The organism is Actinomadura madurae, assembly GCF_900115095.1.
Lineage (GTDB): Bacteria > Actinomycetota > Actinomycetes > Streptosporangiales > Streptosporangiaceae > Spirillospora > Spirillospora madurae.
The window spans coordinates 654,753-673,066 of the sequence record NZ_FOVH01000002.1 but is presented as its reverse complement, the minus strand read 5'-3'; the positions used below and the strand labels follow the sequence as shown (position 1 = coordinate 673,066).

The following is an 18,314-nucleotide window of genomic DNA, read 5'->3' as shown; positions in this document are numbered from 1 at the left end:
GTACCGTCCCGGCGGCGTGAAGGAGGGGTCGTGGAGATCGTTGTCGATGATCTGAGCGGGGCGGAGATCGGGGCGTTCCTGCGGGAGCATGTGGAGGAGATGCGGGCGATCACGCCTCTGGAGAGCAAGCACGCGCTCGACCTCGACGGGCTGCGGAAGCCCGAGGTGACGTTCTGGTCGGTGCTGGACGGCGGCGCGGTGGTCGGCTGCGGTGCGATCAAGAGGCTGGACGTGGAGCACGCCGAGCTGAAGTCGATGCGCACGTCGACGGCGCGGAAGCGGAGCGGGATCGGGTCTCTGCTGCTGGAGCACATCCTGCGCGAGGCGCGGGGCATGGGGTTCGCGCGGGTGAGCCTGGAGACCGGATCGGCGGAGTTCTTCCTTCCGGCGCGGCGGCTCTACGAGAAGTTCGGGTTCGGGTACTGCGAGCCTTTCGCGGATTACCGGCCCGATCCGCACAGCGTGTTCATGACGAGGCTTCTCTGACGCGAGGTCAGGCGCGGGCGGCGATGTGGCCGACGATGTGGGCGGCGTCCGCGCCCACGCCGGCGAAGACCGACGACGGTTCGGAGTAAAGCCAGCGCAGCCCGACGGCGTAGAGGCCGGGGTGCTCGGTGACGCCTCGGACGTGGCGCGGATACCCCCACTCGTCGAAGACGGGCACGTCCACCCAGGAGAAGTCGAGGCCGAAGCCGGTGGCCCAGACGACCGTGCGGATTCCGGCGGCGTCGAGGTCGAGTTCGGTGGCGGTGTCCGGCGTGAAGGTGTCGGCGGGCGGGCGGTCGTCGGGAGGCGCGTCGATGCCGGCGGCGGCGATGTAGGCGTCGAAGAGGGGGCGGAACTCCTCGTCGAAATGCGTCTCGGCGAACGCCAGGCGCTTGTCGAGGTCGCCGGTGAAGCGGACGGCGGCGCCGTCCGCGGACTCCAGGCGGCCGTACAGGCGCATGCCGCGGCGGGCGAAGTCGCGGAGGCTGATGTCGTGGCCGCCGTCCTTGCCGGACAGGTGCGGGTCGCAGCCGAAGCGGGCGGCCGGGGACGGCAGGTCGGCCACCGTCGGGAACGGGACGCCGACCTCGGAGCCGTGCAGGAAGGCCTGCAGCAGCCACCAGATGGAGTCGCGGCCCCGGTAGCGGCGCGGGACGGCGAAGCAGCCGGAGACCGACAGGTGGACGTCGCGTCCGGCGTCGTGGAGTTCCTCCGCGATCTGGGCTCCGGACTGCCCGGTGCCGACGACGAGCACGGCTCCGTCCGGCAACTGGCCGGGGTTCCGGTAGTCGGCGGAGTGGAGTTGCCGGACGCGGGGAGGGAGCCGCAGCGAGGCGGCCGGGATCTTCGGGCGCTGGTACGGGCCGGTCGCCAGGACGACGTTGCGCGCGGAGATCGGGCCCGAGGGGGTGTGCGCGACGAAGCCGCCGTCCGGCGCGGACAGGCGGGTGACCTCCACGCCCAGCCGCACCGGCGCGTCGATCACGGACGCGTACTCGGTCAGGTGGTCGACGACGTCGGCGCGGGCCATGAAGCCGTCCGGGTCGGGGCCGTCGTAGGGCATGCCGGGCAGCAGGAGGGTGAAGTTCGGGGCGACCAGGCGGAGGCCGTCCCAGCGGTCGTTCCAGCCGCCGCCGAGCCGGTCGCGCCGGTCGACCACGAGATGGCCGACGCCGGCGCGGGTCAGGTGATGGCTGGTGGCCAGGCCCGCCTGCCCGGCTCCGATGACCAGCGTGCCGATCTTCTCCATGGTGGCCTCCCCGTGGACGTGCTTCCACGCAGGACGTTAGGCACCGGCGGCCGTCCGCCGCGTCGGGAGGATTCGGCAACTCAGCCGGAACCGGGATGGGCAGATCTGTGTAGGTCGTGCTCGTAGGCGTAGGCCGTGGCGGCGGCCCGGGAGGGCAGGCCCAGCTTGCCGAGGATGTTGCTGACGTGCCGCGCCACGGTCTTCTCGCTGAGGAACAGGTCGGCTGCGATGGCGCGGTTCGTCCGGCCGGTCGCCACGAGCGCCAGCACCTCGGTCTCGCGGGCCGTCAGCACGCCCGCGGCGGGGGCGCCCGACAGCGCGTCGACCGCCGCGATGTCCGGCGCGGCGCCCAGTTGCTGGAAGATCCACCGGGCCGCGTCCAGTTCCATCGCGGCGCCGTCCTCGTCGCCGAGCCGCCGGCACGCCAGCCCGATCAGGACCCGGACCCGCGCCGACTCGTACGGGACGTCCAGCTCCCGCCAGCCCGCCCACGCCCGGCGCGCCTCGGCGAGCGCGGCCCCGGCGTCGCCCTCCGCGAGCAGGACGGCGGCCCGCGCCTGGCCGGCCGCCGCGCGCAGCAGCGGCGCGCCGAGATCGGCGGCGAGGCCCGCCAGCTCGTCGGCGGCGGCACGGGCGGCCGGGACGTCGCCGGCGGCGAGCATGATCTCCACGCAGGCGGTCAGGGTCCCGGCGCGCGATCCGGGGTCGGACTCCTCGCCGGCGACGCGGCGGACGGCCGCCGACGCCGCGCCCGTCCGGCCCTGCGCGAGCCGGAGCAGGGCGAGGCCCGGCTGCGGTTCGCGGCCCAGGCGGCTCGCCGTCCGGTACAGCTCCTCGGCCTCGCCGAACCGGCCGCGGAGCCGGAGCAGCTCGGCATGCCGGTAGTGGGCCGCCCCCGCCGCCGGGTCGCCCGGACGGCCCTCGAACACCGTGCGGGCGCGCCGCAGCTCCTCGGCCGCGTCCGGCCACGCGCCGTGCAGCTGCATGATCTCGGCCCGGTGCACCAGGCACTGGCCGCGGAACGGATCCAGGCCGGGCTGGGACTCGCACCAGCGGGTCAGCGCCCTCGTCCACTCGGTGGCGCGGCGCACGTCCAGCGTCTCCCCGCAGGCCTCGATCAGGCTGCAGTAGACGTTCCCGGCGACGATCGGCGACACCTCCCCCGCCGTGACGGCGACCATCACCTCGTCGAGCAGCGCCACCCCCGCGGCCGTCCTGCCGAGCCGGATGAGGGCCCGCCCCTCGATCTGCCGGGCGAGGACGACGAGATCGAGGTCGTCGAACCGCTCGCCGATCCCGGCGGCTCGTGCCGCGAGCGCCCGGCCCTCTTCGGCGTCCCCGCCGACGACCCGCCGCTGCCCGGCGGCCACCAGCAGGTAGCCGTGCTCGGCGCAGTCGCGGCCGGCGCCGTCCAGCAGCCGCCCGGCGCGCGCGAGCCAGCCGCCGCCACGCGCGGCGTCTCCCCCGTTCAGCAGCTGGAACGCCAGCCAGAACGCGCACCGCGCCGCCCGCGCCGCGTCGCCCCGCCCGGCGAGCAGATGGTGCGCGCGCTCCCAGAGCGCGACGCTGTCGGCCTCCCGGCCGGTCAGGTAGGCGGCCGCGGCGAAGCGTTCGAGGTCGGCCGGTTCGAGCGGCGCCTCCCGGTCCGCGTCGGCCAGGTGCGCGCACGCGTCCGCCCACCGGCCCGCGGCGAACGATCGCCGTCCCCGCTCCAGGACGTCTACCGTGGTCACACCTCCACCCCACCACACGATCCCTCCGCCGCCCACCGCCCGCAGTCCGGGCCGGACGCCCCCCGGAGCACGCATGATCGAGGTACGGACCGCGGCCGTCGCCGCCGGCGCCGCCGCCGCGCTCGGCCTCGCCCAGGTCGCGGTCGCCGAGCTGACCGGCATCACGACGCTCGGCGGGGACTTCACCGCCGGGGCCGACCGTGTCCAGGGCGTGCAGGTCACGCTGATCGCCTGGTACTGCGCCGTGGCGGTGCCGCTGGCGGTGGCCGTCGCCGTCGCACGCCCCGGGGTGGACGCCCGGATGCGGAAGGTGTCCGTGCTCCCTGCCTCCGCCGGGACGCTCGCGGTCTGGCCGCTCCTGGCCGCCTCCAGTGGCGAAGGTCTCCGGGACGACGTCACCGCCGCGATGCTGACGGGCGTCCTCCTGGGGGCCGCGGGTGCGCTGGCCGTCGCCGTGGTCCCCGTCATCGGCACGGGGCTCGCCGCCTACGCAGCGCTGCAGTGGGTCGCGGCCCTCGCCTGCACAGCGCTGGTGCCCCGGACCGTCGTGTACGCGGGGATGGTGCAGCCGCTGGGGCTGGAGTTCCTGGTCGCGCTGCGGACCGAGCCGTACAACATGGGCTACCACCTGCCGACCATGCTCCCGGTGGCGGCGGCGGTGCTGGTCCTGGCAGGTGCCGTCGCCGGTGTGACCGCCCGGCGCACCCGCGAATGGTGGACGTCCGTGGCCGCGGGCGCGGCGGGGCCGGTGCTCGCCGCCCTCCTCTACCGCCTGACGCCCGATCAGGCGTACCTGTGGAACGAGACCGCGGGGTCGACCGTGATCGTGCTGGCGTTCCTCTCCCTGCCGGTGTCCGCGGTGACCGCCGCGGCGTTCACCCTCCGCCGCACCCGTCCGCAGGAGTAGATCGGCCGCGCGGGCGGCCGATGCGCCGTCAGCGGGTCGTTGTGCGGGGGCGGGGGTTGAGGGCCGAGGCGACGACGCCGGCGAGGCCCTTGGCGGACGCGGCCAGGAAGGTCGTCCAGTCGAAGTAGTCGCGCCACAGCGTGATCTTGCCGTCGTGGACCTCGAAGGTGCCGCAGACCCAGAACTCGGCGCGCCAGGCGCCGCGCTCCAGGACGTCGGTCCGCTCGGTGAGGACGACCGGGCCGGACGCGGCGATGTTGTGGACGCGGGCCTCGAAGCCGGTGCCGTAGCGGGTCATGGCGCGCAGGGTCTTCCCGACGGCGGCGCGGCCGCGGGCGGGCGGGAGCGGGACGTTCTGGTAGATCATTCCAGGGGCGGCGTGGGTGAGGGCCCGGTCGACGTCGAGGTCTTCGAGGGCGGAGAGGAAGTCGGTGACGATCTGGATCTCGGTCATGGCTGTCCTCCAGAAGCCGGGAGGACCACCGTAGTGCGCGACAATCGGGGCATGCGCTTCGGCATCCTGGGACCCGTCGAGGTCGTCAACGGCGGGGCGGCCGTCCCGGTGGGCGGGCCCACGGTGCGGGCGCTGCTGGCGATGCTGCTCCTGGACGCCGGACGCGTCGTCCCGGCGGAACGGCTCATCGACGGGCTGTACGGGGAGGATCCGCCGAGCGGGGCGGCCAACGCGCTCCAGTCGCAGGTGTCCCGGCTGCGGCGCGGGCTCGGGGACGCGGGCCTCGTCGAGGGGCTGCCGGCTGGGTACCGCATCGCCGCCGCGCGGGAGGACGTCGACGTCCACCGCTTCCAGGGGCTCGTCCAGGAGGCGGGCCAGGCCCTGGCGGACGGTCGGCACTCGACGGCGGCGACCCTGTTCGAAGAGGCGCTCGGCCTGTGGCGCGGCCCCGCGCTGGCGGATGTGAGCGCGCCCTTCGCCGGGTCCCAGGCCGCGCGGCTGGAGGAGGCGCGGGCCTCGGCCGTCGAGCAGTACGCCGAGGCGAGGCTGCGGATGGGCGATCCCGGAGCGGTGGTCGCGGCGCTGCGGGACCTGGTGGACGCGCAGCCGCTGCGGGAGCGGGCGCGGGCCCTGCTGATGCGGGCGCTGCACGGCGGCGGGCGGCAGGCGGAGGCGCTCGCGGTGTTCGAGGAGGGCCGGCGCGTCCTCGCCGACGAGCTGGGCGCCGACCCGTCGAGGGAGCTGGCGGACGTCCACCTGGCGATCCTGCGCGGGGATCCGCTGGACGAGCCGCCCGACGAGGCGCCGGCCGTCCGGGCGGGCCTGCCGGCACAGCTCACCAGCTTCGTCGGGCGCGAGGAGGAGTTGCGGCGCATCGGCAAGATGCTGGCGAGCGGGCGGCTCGTCACGCTGCTCGGGCCCGGCGGCGCGGGGAAGACGCGGCTGGCGATCGAGGCGGCCGGGCGGGAGGACGGCGAGGTCCACTTCGTCGACCTGGCGCCGGTCGTCGCGTCCGAGGTGCCGAAGGCGCTGCTCGGCGCGCTCGGGCTGCGCGAGGGCGGGATGCGCCCGGCGCCCGGCGAACGACCGCCCGGCGTGGTGGAACGGCTGGTCACGGCGCTGGACGGGCGGCGGGCGCTGCTCGTCCTGGACAACTGCGAGCATGTCGTGGAGGCCGTCGCCGGCCTCGCGCACCGGCTGCTGAGCGCGTGCCCGCGCCTGCGGGTGCTGGCCACCAGCCGGGAGGCCCTCGCGATCACCGGCGAGGCGGTGTGGCCGCTGCCGCCGCTGGAGCTGCCGCCGGAGGGCGCGCCGGCCGGGGAGCTGCCGGCGTATCCGGCGGTCCGGCTGTTCCTCGACCGGGCCGAGGCGGTGCGTCCCGGCTTCGCGGTGGACGAGGCGAACGCCGGCGCCGTGCTGCGGATCTGCCGGGCGCTGGACGGGCTGCCGCTCGCGATCGAGCTGGCCGCGGCGCGGCTGCGGTCGCTGCCGGTCACCGAGGTCGCGACCCGGCTGGACGACCGGTTCCGGCTCCTGTCGCGCGGGAACCGCGCCGCGGCGCCGCGCCACCAGACGCTCCGCGGGGTCGTCGAGTGGAGCTGGGACCTGCTGGACGAGGCGGAGCGGACCCTCGCGCGGCGCCTCACGGTGTTCTCCGGCGGCCTCACCCTGGAGGCGGCCGCGGGCGTCTGCGACCTCGACGACGCCGACGAGCTGCTCGTCGAGCTGGCCGACAAGTCGCTGCTGCAGAGCGACGGCTTCCGGTACCGGATGCTCGACACCGTCCGCGCGTTCTGCGCCGAGCGCCTCGCCGGGGCCGGTGAGGCGGAGCGCTTCGAGCGGGCGCACGCGGAGTACTTCGCCGGCGTCGCCGCACGCGCGGACCCTCACCTGCGCGGCCCCGGGCAGCTCGAACGGCTGGAGCTGCTCGCCGCCGACCACGGGAACCTGCACGCGGCGCTGCGGCGGTCCGTCCGGCGCGATCCGGCGCTCGCGCTCCGGCTGATCGCCTCGCTGTCCTGGTACTGGTGGCTGCGCGGCCGCGTCGAGGGCGCGCCGCTGGCGTCCGACCTGCTGGAGGTGATCGGCGACGCCCCGCCGGACGGGCTCGACGAGGAGTACGTCCTGTGCGTGACCAACGCCGTCGCGGGCGGCGCCACGGGCGAGCGCGCGGTGGAGTGGCTCGACCGGGCCGCGGAGCTGCTGCGCCGCATCGACCGCCAGGTGCGGTACCCGGTGGTGATCGTCCTGTGGGCGCTGACCGCGGGCCCCGACCGCACCGACATCGACGTCTTCGCCAGGCAGGTCGGGGACGACCCGTGGTCGCGGGCGCTGCTCCGGATGAGCGACGGGTTCGTCGCCCAGCTCGCCGGCGACGCCGCCGGGGTGGAGCGGGCGTGCGGCGAGGCGCTGCGCGGCTTCCGGGCCTGCGGCGACCGGTGGGGCATGGCGAACTCGCTCGACCCGCTCGCGCAGGTCGCCGCCTGGCGCGGCGACCCGGAGCGGGCGCTCGCGCTCCTGGACGAGGCGCTGGAGATGACCGGACGGCTCGGCGCCCTGGAGGACACCGCCGACCTGCTCTACCAGCGCGGCCTCGTCCGCCTGCGCGCCGGCGACCTGGACGCGGCGCGGGCCGAGTACGAGCGGGGCATCGAGCTGGCCCGCCGGGCGGGCACCCCCGACAAGATCGCCGCGGGATGCCACGGGCTCGGCGAGGTCGCGCGCCTCGGCGGCGACGCCGCGCGAGCCCGCCGGATGTACGAGGCGGCGCTCACCGGCTACTCGTCCGAGCGGTTCATCGCCGCCGGCGTGCGGGGCTCGGCGCTGGTCGGGCTCGGATGGCTCGCGGCCGGGGACGGCGACACCCGGCGGGCCCGGGAGCTGTTCGCCGAGGCGCTGGACATGGCGCTGGACCATCCGATCTTCGCCTACCGGGGCGCCGCCGCCGTCGGGCTCGCCGGCGCCGCCGCCGCGGACGGGGACGGCGAGCGCGCCGCCCGGCTGCTCGGCGCGGGACGGGTGCTGCGGGGCGTCGCGGTCACCGGCGATCCCGACGTCGAGCGCGTCGCGTCCGCGGCCCGCGCGCTGCTCGGCGGCCCCGCCTACGAGAAGGCCTACGCCGAGGGGGCCGCGCTCCCCCGCGACCGGGCCGTCGCGCTGCTCGCCCGCCGCTGACCGGACGCCGCCGGACCGGTTCCCGGAGCGGAGCTCCAGCGGAGCGGAGGGAGCCGGACCGGCCTGCTCTTCCGGGGGGTGTGGGGGGTCGTCCCCCCCAGAGGAAACCGGACCGGTCAGCGGACGGTGCGCGGACGGTCAGCGCCGCCCGCGACCGTGGCGGGCATGGACACCTCGGCCCGCAAATGGGGCACCTTCACGATCTGCCTGCTCGTCGCGATCGTGCCGAACATCGACCTGACCGCGCTGAACCAGGCCGTCCCGCACCTGAGCGCGGACCTGCACCCCTCGTCCACCCAGATCCTGTGGATCGCCGACGCCTACGGGTTCGCCCTGGCCGGCCTGCTGATCACCATGGGCGGCGTCGGCGACCGGATCGGCCACAAGCGGCTGCTGCTGATCGGGACGGCGGTGTTCGCCACCGCGTCCGCGCTGACCGCCTACGCGCCGAGCGCCGGGCTGCTGATCGCGGCCCGCGCGGTGCTCGGCGTCGCCGGGGCCACGCTGATGCCGTCCTGCCTGTCGCTGATCCGGCGCGCGTTCACCGAACCGAAGGAGCGGACGATGGCGATCGGCGCGTTCGCCGGCGTCGCCGGGCTCGCGGTCGGGCTGGGGCCGGTCGCCGGCGGCGCGCTGCTGGACCACTTCTGGTGGGGCTCCGTCTTCATGATCAACGTCCCGATCATGGCGGTGGCGCTCCTCGCCGGCGCGCTGGTGCTGCCGGAGTCGCGCAACCCCGTGCCCGGACGGCTCGACCTGCTCAGCGTGCCGCTCTCGGTGGCCGGCGTCCTCGGCCTGGTCTACGCGATCAAGGAGGCGGCGGCGCACGGCCCGGACGAGCCCCGGATCTACGTGTCGGCGGCGATCGGCGCGCTGGCGCTGGCCGCGTTCCTGGTCCGGCAGACCCGGCTGGCCGAGCCGCTGATCGACGTCCGGCTGTTCCGCCGCGCCGCGTTCACCGGGTCGGTCGGCACCAACATGTTCGCGATGTTCGCCCTGGTCGCCCAGTCGCTGATCTTCTCGCTGTTCTTCCAGCTGGCGCTCGGCTGGTCGCCGCTGAAGGCGGGCCTCGCCGGGCTGCCCGGCGCCGCGGGCGCCATGGTCGGCGGCGCCGCGCTCGCCCCGCCGCTGATCGGCGCGCTCGGCCGCGCCCGCGTGGTCGCGCTCGGCATGCTGCTGTCCGCCTGCGGCTTCTCCCTCTACCTGATGATCGGCCTGCACACGTCCTACTGGGCGATGCTCCCGGTGATGCTGCTGTCCGGCCTCGGGATGGGGATGGCGATGACGGTCACCTCCGACACCGTCCTCGCGACCGTGCCGAAGGACCGCTCCGGCGCCGCGTCCGCGATCTCCGAGACCGCCACCGAGCTCGGCGGCGCCCTCGGCATGGCGGTCCTCGGCAGCGTGCTGAACGCCGTCTACCGGGGCGCCCTGGACCTGCCCGCGGGCGTCCCCGCGCCCGCCGCGTCCGCCGCCCGCGACTCCCTCGGCGCCGCCCTCCAGGCCGCCGCGGACCTGCCGGGCACGCTCGCCGCCCAGGTCGCCACGGCCGCGCGGGAGGCGTTCGTGGACGGCATGCACGCCGCCCTCGCCTGCAGCGCCGGCTTCGCCGCACTCGTGGCCGTCTTCGCCCTCGTCACCCTCCGCAACGTCCCCAAGGTCATCCCCGACACCGAGCAAGACCCCGACCTCGTCACCACTCCCTGACCTGGGCGAACCAGGACATACTCCCCCGAGCTAGAAAAAGTGATATCACTTTGCTATTCTCGTGATAACGCATGAAGGAGGACGAGATGGTGGACGCGGCGGCGCAGGTGGAGATGCCGAAGCCGAAGATCGAGGAGCGGGCGGCGGCGGATCGCGGCGGATGGGGGATGCTCGGGGTCGCGCTGCTGCTGATGCTGCTGGCCGTCGCGGCCCTCGTCGCCGGAGTGGCGACCGGCGGGGGCGTCGCCATCGGGACGGGGGTCGTCGCCGGATCGCTGCTGCTCCTGGCCGGGCTGGTGGTCGCGGCCGGGCTCACGCCGGTGGCGCCCGGCGAGGCGCGGGTGCTGCAACTGCTCGGGCGGTACAGCGGGACGGTCCGGACCGACGGGCTCCGGTGGGTGAACCCGCTGACCCAGCGGCAGCGGGTGTCCACGCGGATCCGCAACCACGAGACGGGGCTCGCGAAGGTCAACGACCTGGACGGGAACCCGATCGAGATCTCCGCCGTGGTGGTGTGGCAGGTCGCCGACACCGCGCGGGCGGTGTTCGAGGTCGACGACTTCGTGGAGTTCGTGGCGTTCCAGACCGAGGCGGCCGTCCGGCACATCGCGGGCAGCTTCCCCTACGACGCGCACGACCGGACGTCGCTGCGCGACAACGCCGACGAGATCACCGCGCAGCTGTCGGAGGAGCTGGCGCAGCGGGTGGCGTCGGCGGGCGTCGACATCATCGAGTCGCGGATCACGCGGCTGGCGTACGCGCCGGAGATCGCGCAGGCGATGCTGCGCCGGCAGCAGGCGGGCGCGGTCGTCGCGGCGCGGCAGCGGATCGTGGAGGGGGCGGTCGGGATGGTGCAACTCGCGCTGGAGCGGCTGGACGAGGAGAATGTGGTCGAGCTGGACGAGGAACGCAAAGCGGCCATGGTGAGCAACCTGTTGGTCGTGCTGTGCGCCGACCGGGACGCCCAGCCGGTGGTGAACACCGGCACGCTCTACCAGTGATCCCCGGCGACCAGTGACGGAACGCAAGAAGATCCTGCTGAGGCTCGACCCGGCCGTCCACGACGCGCTGGCGCGGTGGGCCGGGGACGAACTGCGCAGCACCAACGCGCAGATCGAGTTCCTGCTGAGGAAGGCGCTGGCCGACGCGGGGCGGATGCCCGGGACGGCCCGGCGGATGCGCGGGCGGGGCCGCCCGCGCAAGGTCACCGACGACGAGGACGACCCGCCGGCCGGCGGGAGCGAGGACCGACCATGACCCACGTTCCGGAAACGCTGCCGGCGCGGATGTTCCTGCTGGCCTACGACCTGCGGAAGCGGAAGATGACCAGCGGCGGCACGCGGCTCGGCTACGTGCTGCGGGCCGCCGCCCTCACCGAGCTGTTCCTGGACGGGCGGCTCGTCGAGGAACGGGGCAGGCCGGTCCCGGGGACGCCGGGCGAGGACCCGTACGGCGTGCTGACGCAGATCGCGGAGTCGCGGCCCCGCCGCTGGCGGCACTGGGTGTGCAAGGACGCCAAGGGCATCGTCACGACGGTCCGGGAAGAGCTGGTGCGGGACGGCTGGATCCGCACGCGCAGGCGCCGGATGCTCGGGCTGTTCCCGTACTACGAGGTCACCGTGAAGGATCCGCGGGTGGTGAAGGCGCTGTGGGGCGGGGCGTCGTCGGCGCTGCGGGGGCGCCCGGTGGCCCATGTGAACAGCTACGACGCTGCGGCGGTGGCGCTGGCGGCGGCGGGCGAGCTGAAGTCCGTCCTGCCGGAGCCGGACCGGCGGCGGTACCGGCGGCGGATCGAGGAGCTGACGGCGCGGACCGGGCCGGCGCCGGCCGCGGTCCGCGGGCTGATCCGCGAGGAGGAGGCGGCCGCCGCCGGCTGAGCCGCGGGCCCTCTACTCGATGACCAGCTCCACCGGGACGTTGCCCCGGGTGGCGTTGGAGTACGGGCAGACCTGGTGGGCGCGTTCCACCAGGTCCTTTCCGTTCTCCAGGTCGTCGGGGAGCTCGATCCGCAGGACGACGGCGAGCCCGAACCCGCTCTCGGTGTCGCCGCCGATGCCGACCTCGGCGGTGACGGAGACGTCCCGGACGTCCTGGCGGGTGGCGCGGGCGACGGCGCCGAGCGCGCTGGCGAAGCAGGCCGCGTAGCCGGCGGCGAACAGCTGCTCGGGGTTGGTGCCCTCGCCGCTGCCGCCCATCTCGCGGGGGACGGCGAGGGCCAGGTCGAGACGTCCGTCGGAGGTGACGGCCTTGCCGTCGCGCCCGTTCGCGGTGGCCACGGCGGTGTAGTGGATGTCCATGCTGCCTCCTTTAAGTTGCCTCCAATTTAGTTGCTCACAATTAACACCCGGCAAGTGCGGGTTCCTACAAGTTCCGGGGGTCCGAACTTGTATCGGGCGCGAGCGGCGGCGGGGCGGGCGCGCGCCATAGCCTCCTCGGACATGGACCCCGAACGCGTCATCTACCCGCTGCTGAAGTACGTCGTCATGGGACCCGCGATGCGCGTCGCCTTCCTCCCCCGGGTGAGCGGCCTGGGGCACGTCCCGCGGATCGGGCCGGTGATCCTCGCGGCGAACCACCTGGGGTTCCTCGACTCGTTCGTCCTACCGCTGATGGTGCCGAGACGGGTCCACTTCCTCGGCAAGCACGAGTACTTCACCGGGGCGGGCATGAAGGGCCGCGCCATCGCGACGTTCTTCCACAGCGTGGGCGCCATCGCGGTCGACCGCTCCGGCGGGCGGGCCGCGCTGGACGCGCTCGACACCTCGGCGGCCGTGCTGGAGCGCGGCGGCGTGTTCGCGATCCACCCCGAGGGCACCCGGTCCCCGGACGGGCGGCTCTACCGGGGCCGGACGGGCGTGGCGCGGCTCGCGATGCGGACCGGCGCGCCCGTCGTCCCGGTGGCGATAGCGGGCACCGACAAGGTGCAGCCGCGCGGGCAGGCCGTCCCCCGGCCCGGCCGGATCGGGCTGCGCATCGGCGCGCCGATGGACTTCAAGGGACGGGACGCGGGGGTCCCGCGCGGCAAGGCCGCCCGCCAGGTCACCGACGAGATCATGGAGGCCATCCAGCGGCTGTCGGGCCAGGAGTACGTGGACGACTACGCGCCCAGGCCGGACGGCGCGCGCTGACCACGGCGCGTCCGCGACCTGGCAACGGCCGTCTCCAGGTTTGAGCGTGACCGAAAGGGCACGATTCAGGGGGACGGACGGAGATTGCGTGGAAATCAGTCTGGACCTCCAGCTCCCGCGGGACGCCGCGAGCGTCCCGGCGACGCGGAGGCTCCTGGACGCGGCGCTCGCGGCGCTGGGCGTGGAGGACCAGATCCGCGACGACATCGAGGTCATGCTCACCGAGGCGTGCACCAACGTGATCAAGCACGCCGAGCACGGCGCCGGCTACCTCGTGCGGGCCGTCATCCAGGACCGGCGCTGCATGATCAAGGTGATCGACTCCGGCGGCGGGTTCGACGCCGAGCGGGTCCCGCTCCCCGATCCGGTGGCGGACAACGGCCGCGGGCTGCTGATCATGCGGGCGCTCGCCGACGACGTCCGGTTCTCCTCGTTCGCCGAGGACGGGGCGCTGGTCGCGCTGGAGAAGCGGCTGACCTACGGCGAGGACAGCCTCGGCGGAGCGCTCACGGCGCGCCGGACAACGCCGGCGGCGACCGGCGCCGACCTGGAGGCCGAGGACTTCGCCACCGGGCTGTTCGAGCTGGCGCGGGCCGGCGACACCGAGCGGCTGCTCGCCTTCGTCGAGGCCGGGGCGCCGGTGAACCTGTCCGACGACAAGGGCGACACGCTGCTGATGCTGGCCGCCCACCACGGCCACCCGGGCACCGTGCGGGCCCTCGCGTCCCGCGGCGCCGACCCGGAGCGGGCCAACGACCGCGGCCAGCGGCCCCTCGCGGGCGCCGTGCTGAGGAAGGAGGCGGACGTGGTGCGGGCCCTGCTCGACGCGGGCGCCGACCCGCGGGCGGGGTCGCCGTCCGCCGCCGACACCGCCCGCATGTTCGGCTACACCGACTTCCTCGCGTGGTTCGGCGAGGCCGCTCCCCCGCCCGCGTGACTCAGCGGCGCACGCGCAGGACCAGCACCGCCACCAGCAGCGCCGCCGCGGCGAAGACCGCGCCGGTCGCGAACGCCGCGCCCATCCCGTCCACGGGATGCCCGGACGCCGCCGACCCGTGGACGGTGACCATGACCGCCGAGCCCAGGGATCCGCCCGACCAGAGCATGGTCTGCGCGACGCCGGACGCGGCGCCCGACTGCTCCGGCCGCACGCTGGCCAGGATCGTCGCGTTCAGCGGCATGATCGACATGCCGCCGCCCGCGCCCATGAGCATGAACGGGACGAGCAGCGCGCCGGCGTAGCCGTCCCCCGGCGACAGCCGCGACAGCCACAGCAGCCCGGCGGCGACCAAGGCCGTCCCGGCGATGACGAGCGGCCGGGCGCCGAGGCGCCGCATCAACCGCGGCGCCGTCCGGACGACCGCGAACTGCATGCCCACCATCGGCAGGAACGCCGCGCCGGCCCGCAGCGGCCCGTACCCGAGGATCTGCTGGAGGTACTGGGTGAGGAAGAAGAACGAGCCGAACATCGCGGCCGTCAGGCACAGCTGGACGAGATAGGACGCGGCGCGGTCGCGCCCGGTCAGCAGCCACAGCGGCATGATCGGCTGCCCGGCGCGGGTCTCGACGGCGGCGAACCCGGCGAGCAGGACGGCCGCGGCGCCGAACGCCGCGAGCGCGCGGGAGTCGTCCCAGCCGGTCTCCCCGACGCGGATCAGCGCGTAGACGAGGACGGTCATGCCGAGCGTGGAGGCGACGGCCCCGCCGACGTCGAACCGGCCGGGCCGGCGTTCGGTCTCGGCGAGGACGCGCGGCGCGACCAGCGCCAGCGCGAGGCCGACGGGGAGGTTGACGAAGAACACCCACCGCCACGAGCCGGCCTCGGTCAGGACCCCGCCGACGATCATGCCGACGGCGGCGCCCGCGCCGGTCACGGCGGACAGGACGCTCAGCGCCCGGACCCGGGCCCGGCCCTCGAAGGCGGTCGCGATGAGCGCCATCGCGCTCGGGGCCGCGACGGCCGCGGCGAAGCCCTGGGCGGTGCGGGCGGCGAGCAGCGCCCAGCCCGCGGTCGCGAGCCCGCCGAGCAGGGACGCGGCGGTGAAGAGCACGACCCCGGCGGTGAAGGTGCGGCGGCGTCCGAACACGTCCCCGGCGCGCCCGCCGAGGAGCAGGAGGCCGCCGAATGCGAGCATGTAGGAGTACTGGATCCAGGCGAGCCCTCCGGTCGACAGCCCGAGCCCCTGCCCGACCTCCGGCAGCGCGATGGTGACGACGGAGGTGTCGAGGCCGATCATCAGCTGGCAGCCGACGATGACGGCGAGGACGATTCCTGGACGATGATGGTGTGACGGCGCGGCGGCCTTCCCGGGAGCGGCGATCTTCCGGAGTGAGGCCGTCCGCCCGTTGGATGCGGTCAAGTCGGACCTTCCCGAGACTTAAGGAACGGCGAAGTACACTATGCGGGGAACGTACCACCGATACAGACGAAAGAGAACGCTATCGTTCACTATTTCCGGGACCGCGTCATGACCCCGGCCACCCGCCGCCGCGGCGGCGACCTGGAAGCGGCGATCTTCGACGCCGTGTTCGCCCAGTTGGAGACCGTGGGCTACCGCAGGCTGACCATGGAGGGCGTCGCGGCGGCAGCCCGCACCGGCAAGGCCGCGCTCTACCGGCGCTGGCGGTCCAAGGACGAGCTCATCACCGACGCGCTCAAGCACGTCCTGCCGGAGCCCCCGACCGCGCCCGCGACCGGCCGGGTGCGCGAGGACATGCTGCAGATCCTCAGAACGCTGCGCGACACCCTCCTCGCCTGCCGCGGCGCCGCGTTCAGGGTGCTGAAGGAGGAGAGCGACGACGGCAAGGGGCTGGTGCACGAGGTCGTCCGCGAGCGGCTGTCCACGCCCGTCCGCGACCTGCTGTTCCAGGCCCTGGAGGACGCCGCCGCGCGGGGGGAGATCCGCCCGGCGGCGGCGACCCGGCAGGTCGCCAACGTCGGACCGGCCGTGATCGTCTACCACAACCTCACCGAGGGCGGCGCGATCACCGACGACTACCTGGTCTCGGTCGTCGACGGGATCCTGATGCCGATGCTGCGCCCCTGACCGACGCCCCCTGACGAAGGACAGGGGTCACCGCGGCCGTTCGGCCATGATCGATCACCCGCCCGGACCGCGAGGATCCGGGCATGCGATCACCTGTACTCCGGCTTCCGCTCGTCCTGCCCCTCGCCCTGGCGCTGGCCGCGTGCGGCACGTCCGCCCAGGCGGCGAGGACGGCCGCCGGCACGCCGGCCGCCTTCGAACTGCCCGCCCCTACCGGCCCGCACCGGGCCATCGGCACGACCGAGCTGCACCTCGCCGACCCGGCACGTCCCGACCCCTGGGTGCCCGGCCGGGCACGCGAGCTGATGGTCAGCGTCTTCTACCCGGCGGCCCGGCGGTCCGGCCCGCCCGCGCCCTACCTGCGTCCCGGGGTCGCGAAGGTCCTCTCCCAGGCCGACGCGCTCGGCGTGTTCAAGGCCGGGACCGTGGACTGGGCGGCGGCCCGGACCCACGCCGCCGAATCCGCCCCGGCCGATCTCCGCGGCGGCGCGCGGCCCGTCGTCCTCTACTCGCCCGGTCTTGGCGTCCCGCGCGCGCTCGGCACCACGCTCGCGGAGGAGCTGGCCACCCGCGGGTACGTGGTCGTGACCGTCGACCACACCTACGAGACGGCGCCCGTGGAGTTCCCCGGCGGGCGCGTCGAGAACCAGCGGCTGCCCGGACCGGGGCCCGAACGGCTGAAGACCGCGCTGGACACGCGGGTCAAGGACACGCGGCTCGTCCTCGACCGGCTCGCCGCACTGCGGGACGGCCGCAACCCCGACGCGGAGGGCCGCGCCCTCCCGCCCGGCCTCGGGCGGGCGCTCGACCTGTCCCGGGTCGGGATGGCCGGGCACTCGGCCGGCGGCATCGAGGCCGCCGAGGCCATGCGCGTCGACCGGCGGCTGGACGCGGGCATCGACATGGACGGCACCATGCAGTACGCGAAGGACGACTACGTGGAGGTCGCCCGCGCCGGGCTCGACCGCCCGTTCATGCTGATGGGCGCCGCCACCGGCGGGTCGCCCCAGACGCACCTGACCACCCCGTCCTGGGGGTCGTTCTGGCGGAACTCGACCGGCTGGAAGCGCGACCTCAACGTGCCGGCCGCGAGCCACTACTCCTACACCGACGTCCAGGCCGTCCTGCCCGCGCTGGACGAGACCCTCGACATCCCCGCCCAGGACCGCGCCGACCTCATCGGGACGGTCGACCCGGAGCGGATGACGGCGTCAGTGCGCGCCTACGTCACCGCGTTCTTCGACCGTGCGCTGCGCGGGCGGCACCGGCCCGTCCTGGACCGGCCGTCGCCCCGCCACCCGGACGTCCGGTTCATCCGCTGACCAGGTCGGAGGGCTCCCCGCCGCCGGGCAGGATGATCTCGCGGCGGGGGTAGGGGACCCGGATGCCCTCCTTCGCGAAGCGGCGGTGCAGCCGCTTGACGAACTCGTGCTTGATCCGGAACTGGTCGCCGAACTCCCCGGTCCGCAGAATCGCGGTGAACCCGATCCCCGACTCGGCGAACGTGTGGAAGCGCACCAGGATCTCGGCGTCCTCGACCCCGCCCTCCACCTCGCTCATGACCTCCCGGCCGACCTCGATCACGACGTCCTCGACGCGCTCCAGGTCGCTCTCGTAGGCGACCCGGGCCTGGATCAGGAGCGACATGTCCTGCGCGGGGCGGTGGTAGTTGGTCAGTATCGTGTCGGAGAACCGCTGGTTCGGGATGACCTCGATGTTGTCCGACAGCGTCCGGATGGAGGTGTTGCGCCAGTTGATGTCGACGACGTACCCCTCCTGGCCGCTGGACAGCTTGATGTAGTCGCCGGGCTCGATCGTCTTGGACGCGAGGACGTGCACGCCCGCGAACAGGTTCGCCAGGGTGTCCTGGAGGGCGAGCGCGACGGCGAGGCCGCCGACGCCCAGGGCGCCGAGCAGCGGCGTGATCGACACGCCGACGCTCTGCAGCATCACCAGGACGCCGACGCCGAGCACCAGGACCCGGGTGATGTTGGCGAAGATCGTCACGTTCGCGGCGACGCCCTGCCGGGCCAGCGCGATCGAGGTGACCAGCGCCGCGATCAGCCGGGCCAGTGCCAGCGAGATCACCAGGATCGTCACGGCCGTCAGCACCTTGGCGGTGACGTCCAGAGTGCCGCGCGGCAGCTCCAGCACCTTCGCCGAGGTCCACAGGCCGAGCAGCACGGCGAGCGGCATCGCCAGGTCCCGGATGAGGCGGGCGGCAAGGTCGTCCCACGCCCACCGGGTGTCGCCGGCCCGGCGGAACAGCCGCCCGGTCAGCAGCCGCAGCACCACCGCGATCGCGATCGCGGCCACCATAACGACGGCCGCGGCGATGACCCGCTCCAAGCTCAGGTCGCCCAGATCACCCATGACGCGCGCATCTCTCCCTCCGCCGGCACGGCTCACCACCGTCCGATTTGCGTGTT

The 18,314-nt window shown here is 74.6% G+C and carries 17 protein-coding genes; 11 read left to right on the top strand and 6 right to left on the bottom strand.

The window, feature by feature from the left end; translation table 11 throughout:
- The first annotated feature begins 30 nt into the window (after window positions 1-30).
- Window positions 31-486, top strand: coding sequence for a GNAT family N-acetyltransferase (locus tag BM339_RS08785; RefSeq protein WP_075020459.1), 456 nt, complete (start codon window positions 31-33; stop codon window positions 484-486).
- A 7-nt stretch (window positions 487-493) separates the two neighbouring features.
- Here the strand turns inward: BM339_RS08785 and BM339_RS08780 are convergent, their stop codons facing one another.
- A complete protein-coding gene (locus BM339_RS08780) occupies window positions 494-1,735 on the bottom strand; it encodes a flavin-containing monooxygenase (RefSeq protein WP_075020458.1) in 1,242 nt (413 codons plus the stop codon).
- 80 nt (window positions 1,736-1,815) lie between these two features.
- Entirely contained in the window at window positions 1,816-3,468 is a 1,653-nt protein-coding gene (locus BM339_RS08775) for a helix-turn-helix domain-containing protein (protein ID WP_218163601.1), read from the bottom strand.
- Between the two features lie 73 nt (window positions 3,469-3,541).
- On the opposite strand from BM339_RS08775, the gene BM339_RS08770 reads away from it, so the two are divergent.
- Window positions 3,542-4,375, top strand: a complete 834-nt coding sequence (locus tag BM339_RS08770) for a hypothetical protein (RefSeq protein WP_075020457.1) — start codon at window positions 3,542-3,544, stop codon at window positions 4,373-4,375.
- 28 nt (window positions 4,376-4,403) lie between these two features.
- Here BM339_RS08770 and BM339_RS08765 read toward each other — a convergent pair whose 3' ends face one another.
- Window positions 4,404-4,829 (bottom strand): limonene-1,2-epoxide hydrolase family protein, encoded by a 426-nt coding sequence (locus BM339_RS08765; protein ID WP_177287648.1) that lies wholly within the window; start codon window positions 4,827-4,829, stop codon window positions 4,404-4,406.
- Window positions 4,830-4,880: 51 nt separating this feature from the next.
- Between BM339_RS08765 and BM339_RS08760 the strand changes: the two genes are divergently transcribed.
- From BM339_RS08760 to BM339_RS08740, 5 genes are all read left to right on the top strand, one after another.
- Complete coding sequence (locus BM339_RS08760; RefSeq protein ID WP_177287647.1) at window positions 4,881-8,003, top strand: AfsR/SARP family transcriptional regulator; 3,123 nt, start codon at window positions 4,881-4,883, stop codon at window positions 8,001-8,003.
- Window positions 8,004-8,168: 165 nt separating this feature from the next.
- Entirely contained in the window at window positions 8,169-9,710 is a 1,542-nt protein-coding gene (locus tag BM339_RS08755; RefSeq protein WP_075020455.1) for an MFS transporter, read from the top strand.
- 71 nt (window positions 9,711-9,781) lie between these two features.
- On the top strand, window positions 9,782-10,711 hold the full coding sequence (locus tag BM339_RS08750) for an SPFH domain-containing protein (protein ID WP_143118314.1): 930 nt from the start codon (window positions 9,782-9,784) through the stop codon (window positions 10,709-10,711).
- A 13-nt stretch (window positions 10,712-10,724) separates the two neighbouring features.
- Window positions 10,725-10,967, top strand: a complete 243-nt coding sequence (locus BM339_RS08745) for a type II toxin-antitoxin system antitoxin (RefSeq protein ID WP_021597529.1) — start codon at window positions 10,725-10,727, stop codon at window positions 10,965-10,967.
- The gene (locus tag BM339_RS08740) at window positions 10,964-11,587 is read left to right on the top strand and encodes a GOLPH3/VPS74 family protein (RefSeq protein WP_021597530.1); all 624 of its coding nucleotides are present in this window, start codon (window positions 10,964-10,966) and stop codon (window positions 11,585-11,587) included. The genes BM339_RS08745 and BM339_RS08740 overlap by 4 nt, the downstream gene beginning before the upstream one ends.
- A gap of 12 nt (window positions 11,588-11,599) precedes the next feature.
- Here BM339_RS08740 and BM339_RS08735 read toward each other — a convergent pair whose 3' ends face one another.
- Window positions 11,600-12,007, bottom strand: a complete 408-nt coding sequence (locus BM339_RS08735) for an organic hydroperoxide resistance protein (protein ID WP_021597531.1) — start codon at window positions 12,005-12,007, stop codon at window positions 11,600-11,602.
- 141 nt (window positions 12,008-12,148) lie between these two features.
- On the opposite strand from BM339_RS08735, the gene BM339_RS08730 reads away from it, so the two are divergent.
- The gene (locus BM339_RS08730; RefSeq protein WP_083597442.1) at window positions 12,149-12,838 is read left to right on the top strand and encodes a lysophospholipid acyltransferase family protein; all 690 of its coding nucleotides are present in this window, start codon (window positions 12,149-12,151) and stop codon (window positions 12,836-12,838) included.
- An 88-nt stretch (window positions 12,839-12,926) separates the two neighbouring features.
- A complete protein-coding gene (locus tag BM339_RS52425; protein WP_083597440.1) occupies window positions 12,927-13,775 on the top strand; it encodes an ATP-binding protein in 849 nt (282 codons plus the stop codon).
- 1 nt (window position 13,776) lies between these two features.
- Here the strand turns inward: BM339_RS52425 and BM339_RS08715 are convergent, their stop codons facing one another.
- Entirely contained in the window at window positions 13,777-15,198 is a 1,422-nt protein-coding gene (locus tag BM339_RS08715; protein WP_075020454.1) for an MFS transporter, read from the bottom strand.
- Window positions 15,199-15,306: 108 nt separating this feature from the next.
- Here BM339_RS08715 and BM339_RS08710 point away from each other — a divergent pair, with 108 nt between their 5' ends.
- Together BM339_RS08710 and BM339_RS08705 are read left to right on the top strand one after the other, a co-directional pair.
- Entirely contained in the window at window positions 15,307-15,885 is a 579-nt protein-coding gene (locus BM339_RS08710; RefSeq protein WP_075020453.1) for a TetR-like C-terminal domain-containing protein, read from the top strand.
- Window positions 15,886-15,968: 83 nt separating this feature from the next.
- Entirely contained in the window at window positions 15,969-17,207 is a 1,239-nt protein-coding gene (locus tag BM339_RS08705; RefSeq protein WP_218163600.1) for an alpha/beta hydrolase family protein, read from the top strand.
- On the opposite strand, the gene BM339_RS08700 is transcribed toward BM339_RS08705, so the two are convergent.
- Window positions 17,197-18,258, bottom strand: a complete 1,062-nt coding sequence (locus tag BM339_RS08700; RefSeq protein WP_075020452.1) for a mechanosensitive ion channel family protein — start codon at window positions 18,256-18,258, stop codon at window positions 17,197-17,199. The genes BM339_RS08705 and BM339_RS08700 overlap by 11 nt on opposite strands.
- Window positions 18,259-18,314: the final 56 nt, after the last annotated feature.

Bases quoted from the DNA above. Each gene is read 5' to 3' on its own strand.
- BM339_RS08780 (WP_075020458.1), bottom strand. From the start codon at position 1,735: ATGGAGAAGATCGGCACGCTGGTCATCGGAGCCGGGCAGGCGGGCCTG.
- BM339_RS08770 (WP_075020457.1), top strand. From the start codon at position 3,542: ATGATCGAGGTACGGACCGCGGCCGTCGCCGCCGGCGCCGCCGCCGCG.
- BM339_RS08765 (WP_177287648.1), bottom strand. From the start codon at position 4,829: ATGACCGAGATCCAGATCGTCACCGACTTCCTCTCCGCCCTCGAAGAC.
- BM339_RS08760 (WP_177287647.1), top strand. From the start codon at position 4,881: ATGCGCTTCGGCATCCTGGGACCCGTCGAGGTCGTCAACGGCGGGGCG.
- BM339_RS08755 (WP_075020455.1), top strand. From the start codon at position 8,169: ATGGACACCTCGGCCCGCAAATGGGGCACCTTCACGATCTGCCTGCTC.
- BM339_RS08750 (WP_143118314.1), top strand. From the start codon at position 9,782: ATGAAGGAGGACGAGATGGTGGACGCGGCGGCGCAGGTGGAGATGCCG.
- BM339_RS08740 (WP_021597530.1), top strand. From the start codon at position 10,964: ATGACCCACGTTCCGGAAACGCTGCCGGCGCGGATGTTCCTGCTGGCC.
- BM339_RS08735 (WP_021597531.1), bottom strand. From the start codon at position 12,007: ATGGACATCCACTACACCGCCGTGGCCACCGCGAACGGGCGCGACGGC.
- BM339_RS08730 (WP_083597442.1), top strand. From the start codon at position 12,149: ATGGACCCCGAACGCGTCATCTACCCGCTGCTGAAGTACGTCGTCATG.
- BM339_RS08710 (WP_075020453.1), top strand. From the start codon at position 15,307: ATGACCCCGGCCACCCGCCGCCGCGGCGGCGACCTGGAAGCGGCGATC.
- BM339_RS08705 (WP_218163600.1), top strand. From the start codon at position 15,969: ATGCGATCACCTGTACTCCGGCTTCCGCTCGTCCTGCCCCTCGCCCTG.
- BM339_RS08700 (WP_075020452.1), bottom strand. From the start codon at position 18,258: ATGGGTGATCTGGGCGACCTGAGCTTGGAGCGGGTCATCGCCGCGGCC.